At 45.2% G+C, this 22932-nt stretch carries 17 protein-coding genes; 12 read left to right on the top strand and 5 right to left on the bottom strand.

The window, feature by feature from the left end:
* Positions 1 to 19 precede the first annotated feature (19 nt).
* The 7 genes from ABZD21_RS13730 to ABZD21_RS13700 all read left to right on the top strand — a co-directional run bounded on the left by ABZD21_RS13730 (position 20) and on the right by ABZD21_RS13700 (position 10659).
* On the top strand, positions 20 to 2620 hold the full coding sequence (locus ABZD21_RS13730) for an alpha-L-arabinofuranosidase C-terminal domain-containing protein (RefSeq protein WP_372775608.1): 2601 nt from the start codon (positions 20 to 22) through the stop codon (positions 2618 to 2620).
* Positions 2621 to 2789: 169 nt separating this feature from the next.
* The gene (locus tag ABZD21_RS13725; RefSeq protein ID WP_372775607.1) at positions 2790 to 4970 is read left to right on the top strand and encodes a family 43 glycosylhydrolase; all 2181 of its coding nucleotides are present in this window, start codon (positions 2790 to 2792) and stop codon (positions 4968 to 4970) included.
* A gap of 20 nt (positions 4971 to 4990) precedes the next feature.
* Complete coding sequence (locus tag ABZD21_RS13720) at positions 4991 to 7033, top strand: DUF2264 domain-containing protein (protein ID WP_372775606.1); 2043 nt, start codon at positions 4991 to 4993, stop codon at positions 7031 to 7033.
* 26 nt (positions 7034 to 7059) lie between these two features.
* Complete coding sequence (locus ABZD21_RS13715; protein WP_372775605.1) at positions 7060 to 7206, top strand: twin-arginine translocation signal domain-containing protein; 147 nt, start codon at positions 7060 to 7062, stop codon at positions 7204 to 7206.
* A gap of 12 nt (positions 7207 to 7218) precedes the next feature.
* Positions 7219 to 7614, top strand: a complete 396-nt coding sequence (locus ABZD21_RS13710; protein ID WP_372775604.1) for a DUF6144 family protein — start codon at positions 7219 to 7221, stop codon at positions 7612 to 7614.
* A 6-nt stretch (positions 7615 to 7620) separates the two neighbouring features.
* Entirely contained in the window at positions 7621 to 9975 is a 2355-nt protein-coding gene (locus ABZD21_RS13705; protein ID WP_372775603.1) for a beta-L-arabinofuranosidase domain-containing protein, read from the top strand.
* An 84-nt stretch (positions 9976 to 10059) separates the two neighbouring features.
* Positions 10060 to 10659, top strand: coding sequence for an NAD(P)H-dependent oxidoreductase (locus tag ABZD21_RS13700; protein WP_372775602.1), 600 nt, complete (start codon positions 10060 to 10062; stop codon positions 10657 to 10659).
* A 74-nt stretch (positions 10660 to 10733) separates the two neighbouring features.
* On the opposite strand, the gene ABZD21_RS13695 is transcribed toward ABZD21_RS13700, so the two are convergent.
* The 4 genes from ABZD21_RS13695 to ABZD21_RS13680 are packed head-to-tail and all read right to left on the bottom strand — an operon-like array spanning position 10734 to position 12977.
* The gene (locus ABZD21_RS13695; protein ID WP_372775601.1) at positions 10734 to 11408 is read right to left on the bottom strand and encodes a GNA1162 family protein; all 675 of its coding nucleotides are present in this window, start codon (positions 11406 to 11408) and stop codon (positions 10734 to 10736) included.
* Positions 11405 to 11758, bottom strand: a complete 354-nt coding sequence (locus tag ABZD21_RS13690) for a DUF4810 domain-containing protein (protein WP_372775599.1) — start codon at positions 11756 to 11758, stop codon at positions 11405 to 11407. The genes ABZD21_RS13695 and ABZD21_RS13690 overlap by 4 nt, the downstream gene beginning before the upstream one ends.
* On the bottom strand, positions 11755 to 12084 hold the full coding sequence (locus ABZD21_RS13685) for a hypothetical protein (protein ID WP_372775598.1): 330 nt from the start codon (positions 12082 to 12084) through the stop codon (positions 11755 to 11757). The genes ABZD21_RS13690 and ABZD21_RS13685 overlap by 4 nt, the downstream gene beginning before the upstream one ends.
* 5 nt (positions 12085 to 12089) lie before the next feature.
* The gene (locus ABZD21_RS13680; protein WP_372775597.1) at positions 12090 to 12977 is read right to left on the bottom strand and encodes a CsgG/HfaB family protein; all 888 of its coding nucleotides are present in this window, start codon (positions 12975 to 12977) and stop codon (positions 12090 to 12092) included.
* Between the two features lie 423 nt (positions 12978 to 13400).
* On the opposite strand from ABZD21_RS13680, the gene ABZD21_RS13675 reads away from it, so the two are divergent.
* Positions 13401 to 14771 (top strand): aminopeptidase C, encoded by a 1371-nt coding sequence (locus tag ABZD21_RS13675; protein ID WP_372775596.1) that lies wholly within the window; start codon positions 13401 to 13403, stop codon positions 14769 to 14771.
* Positions 14772 to 14965: 194 nt separating this feature from the next.
* Positions 14966 to 15322, top strand: a complete 357-nt coding sequence (locus ABZD21_RS13670) for an arsenate reductase family protein (protein ID WP_372775595.1) — start codon at positions 14966 to 14968, stop codon at positions 15320 to 15322.
* Here ABZD21_RS13670 and ABZD21_RS13665 read toward each other — a convergent pair.
* A complete protein-coding gene (locus ABZD21_RS13665; protein WP_372775593.1) occupies positions 15312 to 17822 on the bottom strand; it encodes an ABC transporter substrate binding protein in 2511 nt (836 codons plus the stop codon). The genes ABZD21_RS13670 and ABZD21_RS13665 overlap by 11 nt on opposite strands.
* Positions 17823 to 18486: 664 nt before the next feature.
* Between ABZD21_RS13665 and ABZD21_RS13660 the strand changes: the two genes are divergently transcribed.
* From ABZD21_RS13660 to ABZD21_RS13650, 3 genes are read left to right on the top strand one after another with little or no spacing between them, the layout of a single operon-like run.
* Positions 18487 to 20052 (top strand): carboxyl transferase domain-containing protein, encoded by a 1566-nt coding sequence (locus ABZD21_RS13660; RefSeq protein WP_372775592.1) that lies wholly within the window; start codon positions 18487 to 18489, stop codon positions 20050 to 20052.
* A gap of 18 nt (positions 20053 to 20070) precedes the next feature.
* On the top strand, positions 20071 to 20877 hold the full coding sequence (locus tag ABZD21_RS13655) for an enoyl-CoA hydratase-related protein (protein ID WP_372775591.1): 807 nt from the start codon (positions 20071 to 20073) through the stop codon (positions 20875 to 20877).
* Positions 20874 to 22844 (top strand): biotin carboxylase N-terminal domain-containing protein, encoded by a 1971-nt coding sequence (locus ABZD21_RS13650; RefSeq protein WP_372775590.1) that lies wholly within the window; start codon positions 20874 to 20876, stop codon positions 22842 to 22844. The genes ABZD21_RS13655 and ABZD21_RS13650 overlap by 4 nt, the downstream gene beginning before the upstream one ends.
* Positions 22845 to 22932: the final 88 nt, after the last annotated feature.

The raw sequence follows: 22932 nt of genomic DNA, 5'->3' as shown, positions 1-22932 counted from the left end.
ATATTCCTACGATACGATTATGAAACTACAATCAATCATTTTCTTGTTCCTGGTAATTTTTTCAGCTTCGAAAGTTCAGGCTAACGAGCCCGATTCAGCCTATGTATTTTCTTATGCAACATTGGAAAATAACGGCAAAAACGGCTTGCACTATGCCTGGAGTATCGACGGCAATAACTGGAATAGCATCGGGCCGGAGTTCCGTTTTCTGTTTTGTGATTTCGGAACCTGGGGATCGCAAAAGCGCATGCTCACTCCTTTCCTGTTTCAGGATCAGCAGGGAACCTGGCACGAGGTATGGAGCTTGAACGAAGAAGTTGGCCAATTTGCACATGCCGAAACGAGTGATTTATACACATGGGAGCCCCAATCATACCCAGAAGTGATGAGCGAAGGCAATGTGATCCTGCCGGAGATTTCTTATCAAGCTGATCAAAACAACTATTTGATTACCTGGTTGAGCGATCAGAATGGGGTGCAAAAAGTTTTCAAAACAACCACAGCAGACTTTAAAAAATATACCGAAACTGAAGAGGCCACCGAAAGCGACCGACTGAATGCTCGCCGGGAAGTACTGGTTGACGGAGAGACGCAATTAGGTACGGTTTCGAAAGTTTCATGGTCGGTTATCGATGGAATAATTAAATTCTACGAACTGACGCAGTACTACGAGCAACAACGCGCTGAGCGTTTGACGGATGATGCTGTACGATACGCTGATTTGAAAGCCTTGGATGCAGAAATTACCATGTTGCCGGAGAATAGCAAAGCGATCAGTGATTTGCTGATTGGCGTTTTCTTCGAAGACATCAACTATGCTGCCGACGGTGGTTTGTATGCTGAACTGATTCAAAATCGTGGATTCGAGTATACACCGGCTGATACGAAGTTCCGCGGTAAAAACTGGAACAGCAAAAAAGCCTGGAGTTTTACAGGAGCTGAAGATGGTTTTGTAATTGACACGATGGCTCCCGTTCATTCGAACCAAAAGCACTATGCTGTTTTATCCGTTGCCAAAGTTGGAGATGCTCTTCAAAATGAAGGTTTTGACGGCATCCCGTTGAAGGCAGGAGACCGATATGATTTCACCGTATTTGCCAAAGGACTGGATGGCGCAAAAGGGAAACTGAAAGTTCGCCTGGTTGATGCGGACGGTAACGTATTGGCTGAAGGAATGACAAAATCAGTTGGCGCTGACTGGAAAAAACTGGAGATCACATTAACAGCCAATGAAGCTGTTGACAAGGCACAGCTACAGGTCATTCCGCAATTCACCGGGAAAGTGGCGCTGGATCTTGTTTCACTCTTTCCGCAGAAAACATTTAAAGGGCACAAAAATGGTTTGCGTTCAGATCTGGCACAGACCATTGCCGACTTGCATCCGCGATTTGTCCGCTTCCCAGGAGGCTGTGTAACTCATGGCGATGGATTGGATAATATTTATCGTTGGAAAAATACCATTGGGCCACTGGAAACCCGGAAGACAGACCGTAATATCTGGAATTATCATCAGTCGATGGGGCTGGGCTATTTCGAATATTTCCAGTTTTGCGAAGATATGGGGGCTGAGCCGTTGCCAGTGATTGCTGCTGGCGTGCCCTGCCAAAATTCCTCAACAGGCGGACATGGACAACAGGGAGGGGTCCCGATGTGCGATATGGATCAGTATGTGCGGGATATTCTTGATTTGATCGAATGGGCCAATGGCGACAAAAATACCAAATGGGGAAAACTGCGCGCCGAAGCAGGTCATCCAGAACCTTTCAACCTGAAATATGTAGGTGTTGGAAACGAGGATCTGATCAACGATATTTTTGAAGAACGCTTCACGATGATCTTCAATGCCGTCAAAGAGAAGCATCCGGAAATTACCGTGATCGGCACAGTCGGCCCGTTCTCAGAGGGAACCGATTATCGCGTTGGCTGGGAAATTGCTTCGAAGTTGGAAGTGCGCATGGTGGACGAGCATTACTACCAACCTCCCGGCTGGTATTTGAATAATCAGGATTATTACGACCGTTACGACCGGTCGAAATCCAAAGTCTACCTGGGTGAATATGCCACGCACATTCCGGGACGCAAACTCACCATTGAAACCGCGCTTTGCGATGCGTTGCATTTGATTAATGTGGAACGTAATGCCGATGTGGTGAGCATGACTTCTTATGCGCCGTTGCTGGCTAAACACGGGCACACGCAGTGGACTCCCGATTTGATCTATTTTAATAATACCAAGGTGTTTCTCACACCCGATTATTACGTGCAAAAATTATTCGGGCAAAACGCAGGTGACGAGTATATCGCTTCGCGGATCATTCTGTCGGAGAACAAAAATGATATGATAAAACGGGTAGGTTCGTCGCTTGTTCGCGACAGCAAAACCGGCGACTATATTCTGAAGTTGGCAAACTTATTACCCGTTGCCGTAATTTCTAAAATCAATTTGACCGGTTTGCCTGTCGCAACAGGAGAGGCAGCGCTCGAAGTTCTTCAAGGTGGTGTTGCTGATGAGAACGCGAGTCCGGAAAGCAGTGTGATCACTGTTTCGTCGGAGTTTCAATACAGCTTGCCGGCTTATTCCTTTTCAGTAATTCGGATAAAAGCGGAGCCTGCGAAATAAGCGAGGACGCTATAGGGTAGTCCCGAAATTATTTCGGGATTTTTAGCACAACGAGCAGCAGATCCTGAATTAAGTTCAGGATAACTGCACAGTACTTTGGCGTGTCATCAATTCAAAAAAAAGGTGATGAATGCAAACAAATAATAACCATGTTCTAATCAAAAATAATATGAAACCAGTAAATCAATTTTTTTTATCTTTTGCGGCTGCGTTTTTGCTGTCGGTGACAAGCATCTTTTTCAGTTCATGCAGCAAGCCGCTCGATGAGCAAAAGGAGGCTTACCTTTTTGCCTACTTCACCGGTAATGATCCGGGTGAAGAAGCCATTCGTTATGCGATAAGCACCGATGGTTACAACTATCGTGCGTTAAATGACAATCAACCAATTGTCGATTCCAAAGAAATCAGTACTTCAGGAGGTGTGCGCGATCCGCATATTTTGCGTGGAGCTGATGGAAAAACCTTCTACATGGTGGCCACCGATTTGTATGTGCCGGAGCAGGGATGGAACAATTTCGCGATGATCCTGATGAAATCAACCGACTTGATTAGCTGGGAAAGTACGGTAGTAAACATTCCGGAAACCTATCCGAATGATTTGGGCGATGTGCACCGTGTGTGGGCGCCGCAAACCATTTATGATGAGGTCGCCGGAAAATACATGATCTACTTTTCGATGAAACAGGGTGACAATCCGGATATCATTTATTACGCGTATGCGAACAATGATTTCACTGGTTTAGAGACTGCTCCCAAACAATTGTATTTCCCACCTGTCGAAAGTAATACCAAAGCTTGTATCGATGGCGATATCATTCCGTTCGAGGGTAAATTCTACCTGTTTCACAAAGCTGAAGATGGTGATCCCGGCATAAAACTGGCTATTTCTGACAAGCTGACTGAAGGCTACGAGTTGGTGAGCGACAAGCGCATTGACTGCCAAACCAAGCCCGTTGAAGGAAGTGGTATTTTCAAAATGAATAGTTCAGACGAATACATTCTGATGTATGATATGTACACCAGCGGTCGCTACGAGTTTACAAAAAGTACCGACCTGAAAAGCTTCTCTGTGATTGATGAAGACGTTTCGATGAACTTTCATCCGCGCCACGGAACAGTGATGCCAATCACCGGGAAAGAGTTGAAACGCCTGGTGAGCAAATGGGGTAGTTTCGATGATTTGTTGGTCGAAGCGACTTCTCCGGAACTCAAAAAGTTAAACGTTGATATTAAAGGTGATGCAAAAACGATTCACTTGCCGGTGAAGCGTGGTGTTGATCTGGCGAACTTCGACCCGCAGTTTAAATGCGTGGCGGGAATTACCGCCACGCCGGAAGGTCCTCAGAATTTCACTTCCGGTGCGCTCGATTACACGTTCACCATCGCCGGTAAAGGTGATGTTATTTATGCAGTTACTGCATCTGAAGATCATAACCCGGTGCTGGAAGGTTATTATGCCGACCCGGATGTTTTGTATGCCGAGAAAACCGGTAAATACTACATCTACCCAACCACCGATGGTTTCGATAGTTGGTCGGGTTATTATTTCAAAGTATTCTCGTCCGACAACCTGGTTGACTGGACCGATGAAGGTACCATTCTCGACCTGCACAAAGATGTTACCTGGGCCAATCGCAATGCATGGGCACCTTGTATTGTTGAAAAGAAGATTGATGGAGAATACAAGTATTTCTATTATTTCACGGCTGCTCAAACAATTGGTGTTGCTGTGGCCGATAATCCTACCGGACCATTTGTCGACAGCGGAAAAGCGCTGGTTGATTTCAAAACACTTGGTGTTGACCGTGGTCAGGAGATTGATCCTGATGTGTTTACCGACCCCAAAACCGGCAAAAGCTATCTCTACTGGGGGAATGGCTACATGGCGGGTGCTGAGTTAAACGACGACATGATCTCGCTAAATATGAAAACGTTGAAGCAGTTCAATATCGATGGAACGTACCGCGAGGGCACCTATGTGATTTACCGCGAGGGTACTTATTATTTCATGTGGTCGGAAGACGATACCCGCAGCCCGAATTATAAAGTTCGCTACGGAACATCGGATTCACCAATGGGCACGCTGACGATTCCGGAGCATAACATTGTCGTAAAAGGAGATCCGGAAACCGGTATTTTTGCTACCGGACACAATTCTGCGATCCAGATTCCCGGAACTGACGATTGGTACCTGGTGTACCACCGTTTTACTTATCCTAAAGGAGTTGATATGCCGCGCGGATCAGGAGGTTTCCATCGCGAAGTGTGTATCGATAGACTGAACTTTGATGTCGATGGAAACATACTGGAGGTAAAACCCACCTTTAAAGGAATCGATTCGGTAAACTGAAATACACTAAGCCAATGTCAATGATAAAGATTTGTAAAAAAGGAATTTGGGGAATGGCCCTTGCCGGTATGTTGTTTTGTTCTTGTAGTGCCAATAACAAGATTGAAACCCAAAGTGGTTCGGTTGTTTTTGAGCTGGAGGATCCGGATTACCAAACTAGCCCGCTAACGGGCATGACGCGTGAGCACTGGAAAGATGCTGCTCGTTATCTGCTAGATGGTGCTTTTAGTTACATCAATCAATTGGACGATCCGATGCAGTTCCCAAAACAACCGGGGAAAAGCTATCCGCAGCGGGAAGATCAGGTGCCAACGGAAAAACTGGAAGGTTTGTGCCGTACCTTGTTTGTTGCTGCTCCCTTGTTGAAGGACGATTCAACCTTAGTCTTGAATGACATCAAGGTGGCTGATTATTATCGCCATCAGATTTCGGATCTTATCAATCCCGAAAGTCCGGCTTTCATTGTTCCACGAAGCAAAGATGGAGGTCCCAGTCAGAACTTGGTCGAATTTGGAGCCTTAGCCATCTCTTTGTTTACCATTCCCGATGTAATTTGGCAACCCCTGCCTCAGTCGCAAAAAGATGCTTTAGCCGACGTCATGTTGAGCTATGGCGATGGGCCAACAGTTTCCTCGAACTGGAAGTTCTTCAATATTTTTGTGTTGAGCTTTTTCAAAGATCAGGGGTACTCTGTCAATGAAAAATTACTGGAAGAGTACCTCCGAAAATCGCTGGATGATTATCGGGGTGAGGGATGGTATAATGATAGTCCAGCCTACGATTACTATAGTATGTGGGCATTTCAGCTTTATGGTGCTATATGGTCGGAGGTATTTGGTCAAAGATATTACCCGGATTATGTCGCGAAGTTTAAGAAAAACTTTGTCGATATGGCGGAAAACTATCCCTACCTCTTCTCGAAAAATGGCACGATGGTAATGTGGGGGCGTAGTATTTCGTACCGAATGGGATCGGTTGCACCTTTGCCTTTTATCGGTTTAGTTGAAGGTGGGGAATTCAACCTGGGATGGATGCGACGTATAGCCTCTGGCACGATTCTTCAATTTTTGCAACATCCCGATTTTCTAAAAGATCGAGTGCCGACACTTGGTTTTTACGGTGCTTTTGAACCCGCTGTGCAAATTTATAGCTGTCGCGAAAGTGCCTTCTGGTTGGGGAAAGCTTTTCTGGGGCTCCTGGTACCGGCTGAAAATCCGTTTTGGACAGCCGTGGAAAATGAAGGACCATGGGAAAATGAAATGCAATCTGATCTGATATATAACCGTTTTTCACCTGCAACGAACCTACTGATCACGAATTATCCGACCATCGGTGCGTCGGAGGTGCGTTCGTGGTGTCATGAGAAAGTTGCCGACGATTGGCAAAAATTCCGGTCAACCGAAAATTACAACCGTTTGTCGTATTCCAGTGCTTTCCCCTGGCAAGCCGACGGTGTGAATGGTGAAGTTGCCATGAATTATGTTTTTCGAAATGCAAATGACGAGTGGGAAGCATTGCGTCTTTACACGTTTCGGAAGTTTGAAGAAGGGGTTTATTACCGTGATGCTGTTTTAGAAACTAACGAAAATATCCGAATTCAGTTGAGTGAGATGCCTTTGCCAAACGGTATCCTTCGTGTTGACCGGAACGTCAGCTTAGAGACAGTGTTCATGCGTTTGGGACATTACGCCTTGCCGGTAAAAAATGAGGAAATTCACTGTCGAACACAGCAGGTGGGCGACTATGAGGCGACCATTATTGATAATGGAGAGTATCAGTTGGCTCTGGTACCGCTGCGGGGTTGGGAAAATAGTGAAGTGGTGAAAGCCACCGGCTTGCATCCCGAATCGGTACAAAGCAGTGTGATTGATGTTACAGCCAGTTTTCACCCGGGGGTTGATAGTCAGTCGATTTACGCATGTCTGATGCTCTGGAAAAAGTCAGGTGAGCTATGGACCGATGATGAACTATTACCCGTAAAACAAATTGATGTCCTGAATAATGGGACTCAGGTGAAGCTCAGCTTCGGGGCGGAAAAGCAACAAACCATCTCGTTTGAATAGAAGATTACACAATAAATAGTTTATTAATGACTGCAAACCGTAGAGATTTTCTAAAAAAGGCCTGTATTGCCGGAGGTTGTTTATGCGGCTTTTCCAGTTTAGCCGGACAAAACGTTTCGGGCGCAGAAACTGTGGCGGATGATGAGGCCCGGCGAGAGATGATGCAAAAATAGATTTCGATTCTGATGGTCAGTGTGGACAAACATACTGATGAGAAGTTGTCATGCGATTTGTTGAAAAGTTGTGCTTGTGCGCATTATGAGCAGTTAGAAATGGATGGGGTGTTACAGCCATTCGAGGGAAAGGTAAACGGCTTTTGTTCATTTTTGGAGCAGCAATGGGGTTGGAAAGTGAAATACAATGAAGGGGCAAATACAATTTTGGCTGACGAAAACAAAAACTATTGTGTGTGCCCGATGATGAGCCACGACAACGGGCTTATTTATGCTGCTTTATGTTGTTGCTCTGAAGGTTATGCAGAACTCATGTTCTCAAAAGTCGCGGGTCGTCCGGTGGAGGCGACAATCCTTTCGTCGCTCCATCGGGGTGATGACCGTTGTAAATATCAAATTAAACTATAGACAGAAATGAAACTTAGAAATTTAATCTACTTGTTCGGTTTATTGCCGATGCTGGCAGTTGGCCAACAAAAACAGGCAGCTGAGGTTTTCCAGCTTTCAGAAGTCCGTTTGCTCGACAGCCCGTTTAAAAAAGCCATGATGACGGATATGGATTACATTCTGGTGCTGGATATGGACCGTTTGCTGGCTCCGTATTTAAAAGAAGCCGGTCTTCAACCTAAAGCCGAAAATTATACGAACTGGGAAAACACCGGTTTGGATGGTCACATCGGAGGTCACTACCTGTCGGCGCTCTCGAAAATGTATGCCGCTACCGGCGACGAACGTATGAAAGAACGCATGGACTACATGTTGGCTGAATTCAAGCGTGCACAGGACGCCTGTGGCGACGGATATTTGTCTGGTGTTCCCGGCGGTAAAGCCATGTGGCAGGAAATCTCGGAAGGAAAAATTGATGCGGGTTCATTCAGCCTGAATAAAAAGTGGGTTCCGCTGTACAATATTCATAAAATTTATGCCGGCTTGTGCGACGCTTATGTATTTGGCGGAAGTGATAAAGCGAAAGAAATGTTGATTAAGCTGACCGATTGGGCCATTCACTTGGTGAAGGACTTGTCGGATGATCAAATTCAGGATATGCTGCGCAGTGAACATGGTGGCCTGAACGAAGTTTTTGCCGATGTGGCAGCCATTACCGGCGATGAAAAATATGTGAAACTGGCTCAACAGTTTTCACAAAAAAGTATCCTCGAACCTTTAATTAAGCACGAAGATCACCTGACGGGGATGCATGCCAATACACAAATCCCCAAAATTATTGGGTACAAACGGGTGGCCGAAGTTAACGGTGATGAATCGTGGGCTGATGCAGCCCGCTATTTCTGGGAAAATGTAGTTGACAAACGGTCGGTTTCGATTGGCGGTAACAGCGTTCGTGAGCATTTTCACCCGATTGATGATTACTCGTCGATGATTGAAAGTGAGCAAGGCCCTGAAACCTGCAACACCTACAACATGCTGAAGCTGACCAAACAACTCTTTCTGAGCGATCCGGAAGTGAAATATATGGATTATTACGAGCGCACCATGTACAACCACATTCTCTCAACCGAGGAGCCGGATCATGGTGGTTTTGTGTACTTCACGCCAATGCGTCCCGGCCATTACCGGGTGTACTCGCAGCCGCAAACCAGTTTTTGGTGTTGCGTTGGCTCCGGTTTGGAAAACCATACAAAATACGGCGAACTGATTTATGCTCACTCCGGCGACGATATTTACGTCAATCTCTTCATCCCTTCAACCCTAAACTGGGAAGAAAAAGGGCTGGAACTGACACAGGAAACCAAATTCCCGGATGCCGAAAGTTCAACTCTGACCATCAATCCAAAAAAGAAAAGTGAATTCGCCCTTTACATTCGTTATCCGAAATGGGTAGAAGCAGGGGCTTTAAAAATTCAGGTGAATGGCGGAAATGTGGTTGTTGACGGAACTCCGGGCGAATATGTTGCAGTAAAGAGAACATGGAAGAAGGGTGACAAAGTGAACCTGACCTTCCCGATGGAAACAACAATTGAGCAATTGCCGGATGGTCAAAACTATTACTCGATCCTTCGCGGGCCAATTGTGTTGGCTGCAAAAACGGATACCGCAAATCAGGATGGTCTGTATGCCGATGATAGCCGTGGCGGCCACATTGCTGCCGGCCCAAAATATCCGCTGAGCGAAATGCCGGTTGTAGTTGGCGATGCGTCGGAATTGGCAGAGAAGGTGAACCCGGTTGCCGGAAAGCCAATGACTTTTATGCTAACTGGTTTGTCGGATAAGCAAGATTTGGTGCTGATTCCGTTTTTCCGTTTGCACGAGTCGCGTTATATCCTCTATTTCCAGGTGGTGAGTGCAGCCGATTTGCAGGCAATGGAAAATAAAACGGCTAAAGAGGAAGCGGAGAAGAAAGCATTGGCCGAAGCAACCATCGATTTGGTTTTCCCGGGAGAACAACAGCCCGAATCAGATCACTTTATTCAATCTGAAAACACGAATTCCGGTGTCAATCAAGGTAGGCACTGGCGCGATGCAACGGGCTGGTTAAGTTATCAGTTGAATGATAAAAACAGAAAAGCAGGCAAGTTGCGAATTATGTATTTCGGTCTCGATAGCGGGCGAAACTTTACAATCAGCATTAATGATGAGAAGGTCGCCGATGTGACTTTAGACGGAAGCAAAGGTTTCGAATTCTTCACGGTTGATTACGAAATTCCACAAGAAATAGTGGAGGACGCTGATGGTAAGTTTCGGGTTAAGTTTGAAGCCGCTCCGGGCTCGATTGCCGGAGGGATTTATGAAGTCCGGCTAATGAAGTAATCTTAAATTACAGGCAGAATATAGAAGGCCCGGCAATTGTCGGGCTTTCTTTTTGTAGTTTTGAATACATGAGAACAGTAAATAATGGATTTTAAAGCATTGGCAACGGATCGCTATACCACCAAAAAATACGATCCAACGAAGAAACTTCCGGAAGCATTAGTAAAGGAATTAAAAGAGATCTTGCATTTGAGTCCTTCCTCCATTAATAGCCACCCCTGGCGGTTTACATTTGTTCGCGATCAGACGTTAAAAGAAGAGTTGGCCGGGGTTTCGTTTCACAACGTGGAGAAAGTAAAGGATGCCAGTCATATTGTTGTTTTTAGCGTGATTGATAGCATTGAGTTGTTTGAAGAGCAGATGGCGGAATACCTGCCTGAAGGCGCAATCGGGTACTACAACAAAAACATAAAACCGGGAACAGAACAGCAAATTAAAGCTTGGATGGCGCACCAGATTTATTTGGCGCTGGGATTCTTCCTTAGCGCTTGTGCTTCGAAAGAAGTGGATTCAACACCAATGGAGGGAATTGACACGGCTGAGTACGATCGCATTTTGGCTGTGAAAGATTATAAAACTTTGTTTGCAGTGGCCTTGGGTTATCGTGATGCGGATGATGCGAACAGGCCTTCGGTGAAAGTCAAATCGAGACTGGAGATTGGAAAAGTAGTCTTTTCACTTTAAAGCAAACAAACCGAAAACGGCCCGTCAATCAGGCTGGCCGTTTTCGGTTTTTACGACAGGAAAAGTCAGTTCGCTTAATAGGAATTTTTAAGCACCTGGTTAAATGTCTCCGGTTGTGCTTTCTGCTCCCCATCTGTGCCGAAAGTAGGGCTGTATTTTCCTGCCGGAATATCACTAATAGTGTAAATGTTACAGCTACGTGCAACAACAATCTCTTTGGTTAGTGATGTCGCGAGCATACTCCCCACCAGATTGCCAACGATGCTGCCGGTATTCACCGAAATGTTTAAAGTTACGTCGCCGGTGCGGTGAAAAAGCACTTCGTCGGTTTTCGTTGATTTGAGCAGATAGTCGATGTTGACACTGATTTGCGATGCGATGGATGTTTTGCGCCATTCGTTGATGGTGGTGAACAAAACAGCATCGACACCGAATAAATCGCCAACCTGTTTCATGGAGCTATTCAGGAACATTTCGGCATCGTAAGCACTTTCTTCCTTCAGAATTTCCATCGATAAAAGCGGAGGCATAACGTAGTAACCCGCTGATGCAAAGGGGACAGACAGGGAACTGTAGAACAGCTCTTTCGCTTCAACTTTTGTGCTTCGGTTAATTGGTGGAAGCACGAGGATTGAGAGTGGTTTTTCTTCGTAGATGGTTTTATAGACCTCCGATTTAGGCAATAAATCGGCCGTGGTACAGCTAGCCATTAAGTATACGAATGCTGCGAAGTATAGAATTTTTTTCATTCTTCAAATCTTTTGATAATTCTGTCGATAAATTGTTTTGATTCGGGGTACAAAATGGTTTCACGAACCAGAAGTTCTTTGCCTTTTTCGGTTTCACCCTTTTTAAGCAGAATATAACCATAGTCGGCACAGACACCCGGTGGCGGAGCTTGTCTTGTCCCGCCTGGTTTCTCGATCAGTTTATCATAGATTTTAATGAGGTGCTCCACGCTCTGCTCATCGGCCGTTTTTGTATAGGCATAAACAGCATCATCGTATCCTTTCCAGTTGTAGAGAGGCTGTTGCACAGTGCACGATATTGCGGCAAAGGCGATCAGGCTTGCTGCGGTCAGTTTTGTTAGGTGGTTCATTGTAGGACTATTTTTTTAGTTTCTTGTAAGCCAATGAAAACATTTTCCTGGATCAGTGTTTTTCCGTCCGAAATAACTTCAATCTGATGCTTTCCGGGAGAAATGGCAACCGGGCGCGCTTTCCGGATCATCTTTAGTTTGTAGACTTTTTCAATAGGGTAGCTTTCTCCGTCAACAACAACCGATACGTTTTCGTATTGCTGTCCGTTGGTAACTACAACAATGAAAGATGAGTTATCTTTTCCGGCCGACATGCTGTTATACATATGCGGGCCACATGCTGTAATGGAAAACAGAATGATAATGGATGATAGTAGCTTTCTCATAGTTCTTATTTTTTCTCAACGATATAATACTGATCCAGAGCCGATAAATCTACTTGTCCATCGGTTAAAGAGGCCATCGAAATTTCATCTTGAGGCATTGTTCCCATTGTCGCGTCAATTTTAATTGATGCCACAACTTTGCCGGGTAGTTCAATGTTTAAGCCGGTTTGAGGGTTTTTAACCATCTTGCCTTTCTGGACGACGGAGAAAACATCTCCTTCGTTAATCCCTTGCGATTGCCCCCCCGAAATAATATAACTGCCGTCCTGTTCTGCCAGAATGTAGGCTTTCCAAGGCTTGTCCATGCAGGTGTTGATGATGTTTTCAACAAGTTTCGAGATTGCTGCGGAAATAGCTTTGTCTGAGAGCGTTGCGTCGTAATCGGCCGTTTTACCTAGCCCCATAACTTGCCGGTCTTCTGCTGTTGCTTCGCCTTTGGCCTCGCCACTGTAAATAATAATGCCGGTTGAAACGTCAACCAAACGGAGGCTAACGCCAGCTTCAACAATTTGTTCTTTGCTGTTGGAAAACACCTTCTGTGTTCCAATGGTTTTTCGGCCGTATTCGGTAATCGACCCAATAATCAGAAAATCGGCTCCGATATTTTGCGATATGCCACCACTGGTGTTCAGTTCATTCACGATCTTGTCGTAATCCTGGCGTTCAATTAAAAGAAATTTGTCGGAGGCAGCCAAACGGGTCGAAAGAATGTCGCTGGCCTGTTTGCCCATCGGATCATTTTCTTTATCGTAGAAAATGCTCTTCGCATATTGGGTTTCATTTGAGAAACGTCCAATAGCGACTTTCCTTTTTAACGCCATTTCCTGTTGTGCGTAACAATTAACACTGGTCATGGCAAGCACCAGTATTAAAAGGTAGAAAGGCTTCTTCATAAGAAATGAGTTTTTAAATAATTAAGATAAAAGTATTTCAATGTTATGTGAACGGTCGTATATTGTTCACTCAGCTTGTTTGCCGGTTGCTTTAGTCGTTTGTATTTATCTGTATATCATATTTTATTTAAGTTGTAGGTGTTGAAGGATCGTATGTGTGTGTGAATAATTTTGATAAGCAATATAGGTTGTTTTTATGAGCTGTAAATACGATTTAACTAAAATAGTTGTCCGACAATTTATTTTCTTGTTAAATAATCGAACCGAGAGCGCAGTCGCGGTGGACCCGGTCGTGCAGGGTCATTTCTAGTATTTGTACGATTCCGGTGAAAAATGTTAGGCTGAGTTTCGTCAGAATTGCTGTCGGTTTGTTTTTTTATTTTTGAAGCTAGGTTGAAAAAAATAAACTAGAATATGATATTCATGAAAAGATGGCTACTACTTGCAGGCATAGCCTTGCCTTTTTGGGGCTTGGGTCAACGTGTTGATCAGCAACAACTGCAAACAATCCGGTCGGGTTTTGTAAAAGACAAATACACCGTAGGGATGCAAAATGCACTTTCATCGAACCCGATTGAAAAACTGGCATGGAGCCGGGAAAATGAAGGAACGACCGACCACAATTTCACCTACCGGGTCGATGTGAAAGGTATTACCAATCAAAAAAGCTCGGGTCGTTGCTGGTTGTTTACTTCGCTCAATGTTTTTCGCCCAATGGCCATGCAGCATTTCAATACGGCTTCCTTCGAGTTCTCCGAGAACTATCTGTATTTCTGGGATTTGTTCGAAAAAGCGAACTTGTTTCTGAATAACATTGTAGCAACGGCTGATCGTGGGTTCGACGATGAGAAAGTACGTTGGTATTTCAGCTCTCCGGTTGATGATGGCGGACAGTGGATCAACTTTGTAAACCTGGCCAACAAATATGGCATGGTTCCACGCGAGGCGATGGAAGAAACCTACTCGAGCGAAAATACCGCGTGGATGACTCGTTTGCTGAAACGCAAATTGCGCGAACAGGCACTCGAATTGCGCGATCTGAAAAACAGTGGTAAAACCAGTAAGCAAATTGAAAACCGTAAGGTTGAGATGCTGGGTGTAATTTACCGTATGTTGGCTTTAAATTTGGGCGAGCCACCCGTTGAGTTCACATACCGATACAAGGATAAAGATGGAAAGTTAGCTGATACAAAAACGTTTACCCCGGCATCGTTTATGAAGGAAGTGTTGGGCGATATTCAACTGACCGATTATGTGATGCTGATGAACGATCCTACGCGTCCGTTCTGGAAACACTACGAGGTGGAGAACTACCGCAATGTGCAGGAAGGCGAAAACTGGCATTACGTGAATCTGCCAAACGAAGTCATTAAAGCATTTTGTATTGAGTCGATCAAAAATAACGAGGCCATGTATGCGTCATGCGATGTGGGTAAACAGTTGCGTCGCGATTTTGGTGTGCTCGATGTCGACAACTTCAACTACGAGGCAGTTTATAATGTGCCGTTTACGATGAGCAAATCAGAACGGATTCAAACCAAAGAAAGTGGCTCAAGCCATGGTATGGCACTTGTTGCTGTTGAGGTTGATAAAAACGAAAAGCCGCTGAAGTGGCAATTCGAAAACAGTTGGGGAGAGAAAGCCGGGGAAAAGGGCTATCTCACTTTTACCGATCGCTGGTTCGACGAGTATATGTTCCGTATTGTGGTGCATAAAAAATTTGTTAGTGAAAAGGTGCTCGACATTTACGGCCAGAAGCCCGAAATGCTACTTCCCTGGGATCCGATGTTCTAGTTGTATATAGAATGGCGAATGGAGCCCGGAAATGAATTGCACCCCAAAAGTTGAACACAACATTTGGGGTGTTTTTTATGTCACATCCAAAATGAAAGGGGGCTGTATTAGCGGCATGGAATAAATCGTTCGATCGGGTGCCGGATTAATAAAGTTCAATTTTCCTTATCTTCCCAATTCAATTAAATCGAAAAATGAAACGAAAAGTCTATTTTCTATCAACCTGCGATACCTGCAAGCGAATCATGAATGAAGTGGGTGTTGATGAAAGTTTTGAGCAGCAAGACATTAAATTCAACCCGGTTACAGAAGTGCAAGTGGCTGGTTTTTATCAACACACCGGTAGCTACGAGGCTCTGGTAAATAAGCGAGCGCGAAAGCTAAAAGACGCTCTGACTGCGCAGCCCGTAGCGGGTGATGCGGATTATAAAACGATCCTGCTGCAAGATTATACCTTCCTAAAACGCCCGGTTTTCGAAATCGGAGAGGAATTGTTTGTTGGCAATGCTGCCGGAACGATTGAGGCCATCAAGCAAACAATTAGGGGTTGACATCAACCGACTGCGATTCCGATTGGGAAATGTTAGTGTCGTTTTGTGCTTTATCGGTAATAGTTCGCGGGATGGTGACATAAAAAGTTGATCCCTGGTGTTTTTTTGATTCCACAGAGATTGTTCCGCCCAAAAGCTGAGCGTTTTCCTGCGAGATTGACAAACCAAGTCCCAAACCGCCAAATCGCCTCGACAACTCTTTTTCTTCTTGTGCAAACCGCTCGAAAATATGGCTCATGTTTTTATCCGAAATACCAACGCCGGTGTCGCTTACAAAAAAAGTCAGCTCGTTCTCGGAGCAGGTGTATCCCATTTCGATGTGCCCCTTGTTGGTGAATTTTAGCGCATTGTCGAGCAGATTTCCCAATATTTTCGACAGAATGTTTATGTCGGTGAATAGGGTGAGTTGTTGCTGATTTGGTGGAGTTTTCACTAAAATAGGCAGATTGCGTTCCCGGGCTTTTAGGCTAAATATTGTTTGCAATTCCAGAAGCAACTTGTTAACCGGAACTGGCTCCCGATTTACGCTGATATTCAATGTGCGAATTGAAGAAATCTCAAGAATAGAATCGATCGTTTGAAGCAGTTGGCGGCTGCAGCTGCGAATGATTTCAATGTAGCCAATTTGTTCGTCCGAAGTGACTTTTTCGTTCACCAATAGCTCGGTAAACCCGAATATGCCGTTCATCGGAGTGCGTATTTCGTGCGACATGTTACGCAAAAATTCGTTTTTGAGGTTATTCGCTACTTCCGCATTTTCTTTGGCGGTATACAGTTCGTCGTTTAATATCTTCAGACGGTCTTCCGAATCCTGAAGTTCCGCGATTCGTCGGGCCAGTTCTTTTTCAGTCTCCCGAAGTTTGGTTGTGTCTATGGTAACCACAATGTTTTTGTTCTCCGAGAACGAAGAAAATGCATAGATGATGGACGGGATGATCTGTCCGTCTTTTCGGGTATATTCGGTGTTGCCAACAAATGAGTGATTGTCCTTCAGCAGCTCTTTAATCAATTCTTTCAGCGTAGCCAGCGAGTTTTCATTAAAAATTCGGGGCAGGTTTTGCATCAATTCCTCTTTCAATTCATAACCCAGCATATCCACAGCCGCCTGATTAACATTGATGATTTTAAACCGATTCACACACTGAATTAAGAAGTCAGGATTTGATTGAACGTATGTTTCAATGTCGCCGTGTTCGTCGCGTATTTGTTGCAAATAGCTCATCAGTTCGCTAAAATCTTCCTCCCAAAGCGGAACCGGATTGTTTTCGAATAAATGTTTGAACCGATTTGCGTTCGTTTCGGCCAGCGCTATAGCTTGATGGAGCTCTTCGTTTTGGTGTTTGTACTTGTTATTTAATGCGATGTATTCCTCATTTTGTAATTGCAGTAATTTGGCCATTTTTCTCTTCTTCACAATAATTACCGACAAGATGAGAATAAAGAAAAGAGCCGAAATAAGCGCGGCAATCAGCGAAGGGATAAATTGTTTATAAGTCTCGAAAAAAGAAGCGGGTTGGTTTATGATGACCGAATCAGAAGGTAAGAGGGATTCCTTCACCCGGTAAAGGCTCAATAAATTATAGTCGAACATAAATTTATTGGGGCTTTCATTGTTGATGCTTATCTGAGAGGGCTTTTCACCGGAAAGGATCCGGGAGGCTATCAAGGCGGCTGATTGCCCCTGGTTGTAGTGAGAAATCAATTTTCCACCGAAAATTCCTTTTCCCAGGCCGTGTTCGTACATATGGAAAATAGGTGAGCGAAGATTCGAACGCAGCATTTTTACACTCTGGTTAAAGTCGATGATCTCCGATGCACTGTCCTGATAGGCCGAAATTAGAAGAACAGGTATTTCCGCCGGAATTTTTCTCAAACTGTCTCGAAATTCTGCAAATGTGAGTTGCCCCAAATCCAATTCGCGAGAGTCGATAGCGGGCATGGTTTTCACCCGTTCCCGGTACCTTTTTAAATCGGCTTGACCTGCATCAGTTCGGTCGCAAATTACATAGATCGTTTTATTGAGTGGGAAAAGTGTTACCATTAGGTCGATGGTTTCATCCATCGAAACGGCTTCAACGACACCAGTCACCAAGGGATTGTTCTCTTGGGCAAGAGCCAGATCAACATTGTTAACACCGCAAAAAACAATCGGTATTTTGCTGAATAGCTCATTTTGACGGGCCAGTACGAACTCTAAAGCCGCATCGTCGGTCGTAATTACAATGTCGTAACTTGCTCCATTCTGTATTTTGAAAGCCAAATTTTGTTCAAATTGATCGATGAATGCCTGTGCCGGGAATCGTTTGTAATCCATAAACTCCAGGTCGATGTCAGTATTGCATGTGTCCAGTATTGACTTGATGCCCTCGATTTGATTGAAGAACGTTGGGAAGCGCGAGTTGTACGAGCTTATTAGCAAAACTTGCTTGCGATCTTTAGCATGCAGAATCGTAATTGATAAGCAACAGATCAATACAAATGAGAGTATTTTAGATGTCATTTCCCACGGCAATTAGAGATTGAAATAGCATAACATTGGCTAAATATAAGTAAAACAATGAAATCATGGTTATTGTTCCTGTTGTTTTGTGTATCTGGTAGAAAATGAGTAGTGTAGGTGTTTCGGGTGAGGGGGCTGGCAACCCGTTTAAGACTTCAGGAATCGATAGGTAAGATGGCTGTATTCCCCCGGGAAGTGCAGCTGCTGAATGCGATCGTTTTCAATTCCCCGTTGTCATCTGCTTTCGCATCGATCGCCCTTGTTTTACGCCCCGCGAATAAGAACTGAGGTCGTACTCAGCGAGCCTGCGATTGATTTTTCGTTGAAAATCGAGATCCGATCTTTCTCCCTCTTTTTGGTGGCAGCGCGTACAGAAAAGGCAAATAATATTCGGGTGAGGAAATGGATTTCTTCGGAATGAAATTTCGCCCCTATTGCTAAATTTCAATTATCATTTGTGGCCGTGGTATTGATGATAGAAACAGATAAAGATATTCTTTACTATTTTGCAGGTAAATTGAATCGATAAGATTGAAATTTTGAGAGCAAATAGGGGGGTGTCGGGCCTAAGAACATTTAAAAAAAGATCGTTTAAACATGAACTTATGTCCCGCTTTTTTGTCGTAATAAGAGATTTTTCAATCTTTTTCTGTTTAATCAGACTATGGAAAAAATTAAACACAATCACTCTGCCGAGCATGCGGTGCCTGATAGCTCAAAGCAATCAGATTACACAACTGTGGTTGCCGAATTTAGGAGGAAGGTAGCTTTTGTAACCTCCCATGGGCCAACCAAAGCCATTGAGAAGCATCGGGGAAGGGGAAAGCTGCTTGCTCGCGAACGCATCGATTTTTTAGTCGATCCGCGAACGCCGTTTGTGGAACTTTCGTCCTTTGCGGCCTATGGGCAGTATGACGATGCCTTTCCGTCGGCTGGAATTGTCACAGGGATCGGTTTGGTGCAGGGGCGTGAATGTATGATTGTGGCGAATGACGCCACCGTGAAAGGTGGTACTTATATTCGGGAAACCATCAAAAAACATATCAGGGCACAGGAAATAGCCCGGCAAAACCATCTGCCTTGCATTTATTTGGTCGATTCGGGCGGCATTTATTTGCCCGAGCAGGCGCAGGTTTTTCCCGATCGCTTCGATTTTGGCCGGGTTTTTTACAATCAGGCTCGGTTGTCGGCTGAAGGTATTCCGCAAATAGCAGTGGTGATGGGCTCTTGTACTGCCGGTGGGGCCTATGTTCCGGCCATGTGCGACGAAACCATCATTGTGCGTAATCAGGGAACCATTTTCATTGGTGGCCCGCCACTTGTAAAAGCGGCTACCGGCGAAGAAGTCACAGCTGAAGAATTGGGTGGCGGCGAAGTGCATTCCCGTATCTCGGGAGTAGCCGACCATTTGGCCGACGACGACCTTCATGCTTTACGCATTTGTCGCGATATAGTAGCTGGCTTGCCTAAGGTTGGTAAACGGGAAATCACCGTTGAAACGCCGGTTGATCCGGTGTACCCGGCAGAGGAGTTGTATGACTACCTTTCGACTGATTTGAAGAAGCCGATTGAGGTGCGTGCGATTATTGAACGACTGGTTGATGGTAGTCGGTTGCAGGAGTTCAAAGCTGAATACGGCAAAACGTTACTCACCGGCATCGCCCGAATTAAAGGCATTCCGGTTGGAATTTTAGGGAACCACAGTTTTCTCACAGCCGAGACGGCCCGAAAAGGAGCGCATTTCATTCAGTTGTGTAATCAACGGCAAATTCCGCTGCTTTTTTTACAGAATATCAGTGGTTTTATCGTTGGCAAGAAATACGAACATGAAGGCATTGCCCGCGATGGTGCAAAGCTGATTAATGCGGTCGCAAATTCAACTGTACCGAAAATAACCCTCGTAATCGGAGGGTCATTCGGAGCCGGAAACTACGCGATGGCTGGACGAGCTTACGAGCCCGATTTTCTGCTTATGTGGCCACACTCGCGTATTGCGGTAATGGGTGGCGAGCAGGCGTCGGGGGTGTTGGAAACCATTGGCGGAAGCGGAGAAAACAATAATCTGGTGGAGCAATTCGATCAGGAAAGCTCAGCGTATTTTAGCTCGTCGCGCTTATGGGACGACGGCATTTTTGATCCGGCAGATACGCGTGACTTGTTGGGATTCCTTTTCAATGTCACGCTCAACCAACCAATTCGTCAGGCGAATTATGGCGTATTCCGGATGTAAATCTTAAAAATGAAAACCATGAAAAACGATCAAAATATTCTGCTTCAGATTGAACACGATAAAGCAACCATTTTGCTGAACCGTCCAGAGCAGCACAATGCCATCAATGCGGAGCTGATTTCCGAATTGCATGACGTGCTAGACGGACTGGCTGAAAACCCGGAGGTGCGTTTTGTTGTAATTGCCGGGCAAGGGCGTTCGTTTTGCGCCGGAGCAGACATAAGCTGGTTTGCCAACTCGGTAAACCGCGACAAGGCGGAAAATTGGCACGAGTATCTTGAAATGGCCGATCTGCTGAGAAAAATAAACAACTTCCCGAAAATTGTAATCGCGGCAGCGCACAAAAATGTTTTGGGAGGTGGAAATGGTATTCTCGCAGCCTGCGATTTCGCTGTCGCGGAAAAGTCGACAGCTTTTGCATTTGGAGAAGTGAAATTGGGGATCATTCCAGCCACTATTTTGCCTTTTGTAGCCAAACGGCTTTCAATCCAAAACCTGAAGAAACTGATGTTCTCCGGCGAACGAATCTGGACATCTGAAGCGCAGGCAATCGGGTTGGTCGACTTTGTCGCTGCCGATGATCAGCGTATGGCTGTGGTCGACAAACTGATATCGGAATTGCGACAGGTATCGCCAGCGGCGCTGGTGGCATGTAAACAGCTAATTCAAAAAGTGGGCTTAGGCGAAGTGACTACGGAAAGCAGTGAATATACTGCTGCAGTGTTGGCCGACTTGGTTGAGTCGGTTGAGGGGCAAGAAGGAATGCGGGCTTTCCTCGATAAGCGGAAACCCGACTGGAACGCACTAAAAATGACTGAGAATTGAGGCGTAAAATAAATAAAATACTCATTGCGAACCGAGGCGAAATAGCGGTTCGGATTATTCGAACAGCGAAGAAGTTGGGCGTTCGCACGCTGGCCGTTTATGCCGGCGACGACGCTGGTTCGCTTCACGTAAGTATGGCTGACGAGGCCTTTTTACTGGAAGGAAGCTCTTTGGCTGACACGTATCTGAATCAGCAAAAATTGGTACAACTTGCGTTGGATGCCAACGCTGACGCCATTCATCCCGGCTATGGGTTTTTGTCGGAAAATGCTGCCTTCGCGGCTTTAGTTGAGGCTGCCGGAATTTGTTTTGTTGGTGCCACACCCGAACAAATTAGTTTAATGGGAGAAAAGACCCAAGCGATTGATTTTGTGAAAGAACTGGGTGTTCCGGTAATTCCTGGAGTGCGTGGAGCGGTGAATGATATTATTCGCGAAATAGCAGAACTTGAGTTCCCGTTGTTGGTGAAGGCGGCTGCCGGTGGTGGAGGCAAAGGAATGCAGATTGTTCCGAAAGCTGCGGATTTACCATTGGCTTTGCAGCAGGCTCAGCGCCAGGCGCGCGAATATTTTGGCAACGGGGAGTTGTTTGTTGAAAAATATTTACCCAAAGCCAGACATGTTGAGGTGCAGCTGATGGGCGATGGAAATGGAAATGCCGTTCACCTTTTCGAGCGGGACTGCAGCTTGCAGCGTCGCTATCAGAAGGTGGTTGAAGAGGCGCCGGCGCCAAACCTGTCGGATAAAACCAGAGCAAATCTGCATCGGTACGCGTTGAAAATAGCAGAGGCGGCCAACTATCGCGGAGCCGGAACCATTGAGTTTTTAGTTGACGAAAAACAGAACTGTTGGTTTCTGGAAATGAATACCCGACTGCAGGTGGAGCATCCGGTAACCGAGGCAATAACCGGGCTCGATTTGGTGGAGTGGCAACTACAAATTGCTGCCGGAAACGGTCTTCCGTTGCTTCAGGATGAAATTCAGTTGTCCGGTCATGCGATTGAAGTGCGGATTTGTGCCGAAGATCCGGCTCACTATTTTGTCCCTTCATCCGGAACCATTGCCGCTGTTCAGCTGCCTGATCATGCTCGCTGGGACAGCTTTGTATCTCCCGGAATGCTGCTTTCTCCGGCTTACGATTCTATGATCGGAAAATTGATTGTGCACGGATCAGATCGAGACAAGGCAATAGCTCAAATGCAAACTGCGCTGGATGGACTTTTGCTTGGCGGAATTAAAACGAATCAGTCGTTTTTGCGCATGCTGGTCAGCGATGCGGCATTTCAGAATCTTACGGTGCATACCAATTATATCGAACAAAACTTAGCTGTACTGCTCGGGGCTATGACGAATCAGCGACTGGCGCTATTGCCTGTGATTCCAGCAATTGCCTACGTTTTGCATCATTTTTTTTCGGGCTCAAAAGCGTCGGGTAATCAATTGGACTATTGGCGCATTAACCCTGTTTTTCAACTTCAGTTGAATGGCGAGGAGATTGAATTAGTTGTCCGGAAAGATCGCAGCGACTATTTAATTTACTATAAAAATGAACCACTTTCTGTTGGCGACGTTTTCTACAATAATCAGCGCGTTTCCTTTAAAATAAACGGAACCGGGCATGATGTTTATTGGGTTGAAAAGTCGAATTGTACAGAAATTCAGTACGATACCCATCGATTTGACGTCAGAAGCCGACACATTCCCTCGCACGTAAAGCTTGAGCGGAAGTCGACTGCTGCAAATGGCGAAAGGCAGTCGCTAATTGTTGCCGAATTGTTCGGGAAGGTAATTGATGTGTTTGTCGAAGCTGGCGATATTTTGAAAAAAGGACAAAAATTATTGGTTATTGAATCGATGAAAACTGAGTTTACGATTCAAAGTCCGGTGGATGCTGTTGTGAAAACATTACATGTAAGCAAGGGTAAAACCGTACAGGACAAAGAACTACTATTGGAATTGGAAGGGTGAGGTATCCATTTGGCCGCATGATGCAAGCATTTTGCGGTACGATAAACCGAAACCCAAAACATTGAATATTATAGGTTAGAGACCCCAA

The organism is Mangrovibacterium sp. (assembly GCF_041596335.1).
In the GTDB taxonomy this organism is placed as follows: domain Bacteria; phylum Bacteroidota; class Bacteroidia; order Bacteroidales; family Prolixibacteraceae; genus Mangrovibacterium.
Note: the sequence above shows the minus strand (reverse complement) of the source record. Positions and strands in the feature narration are given on the sequence as shown.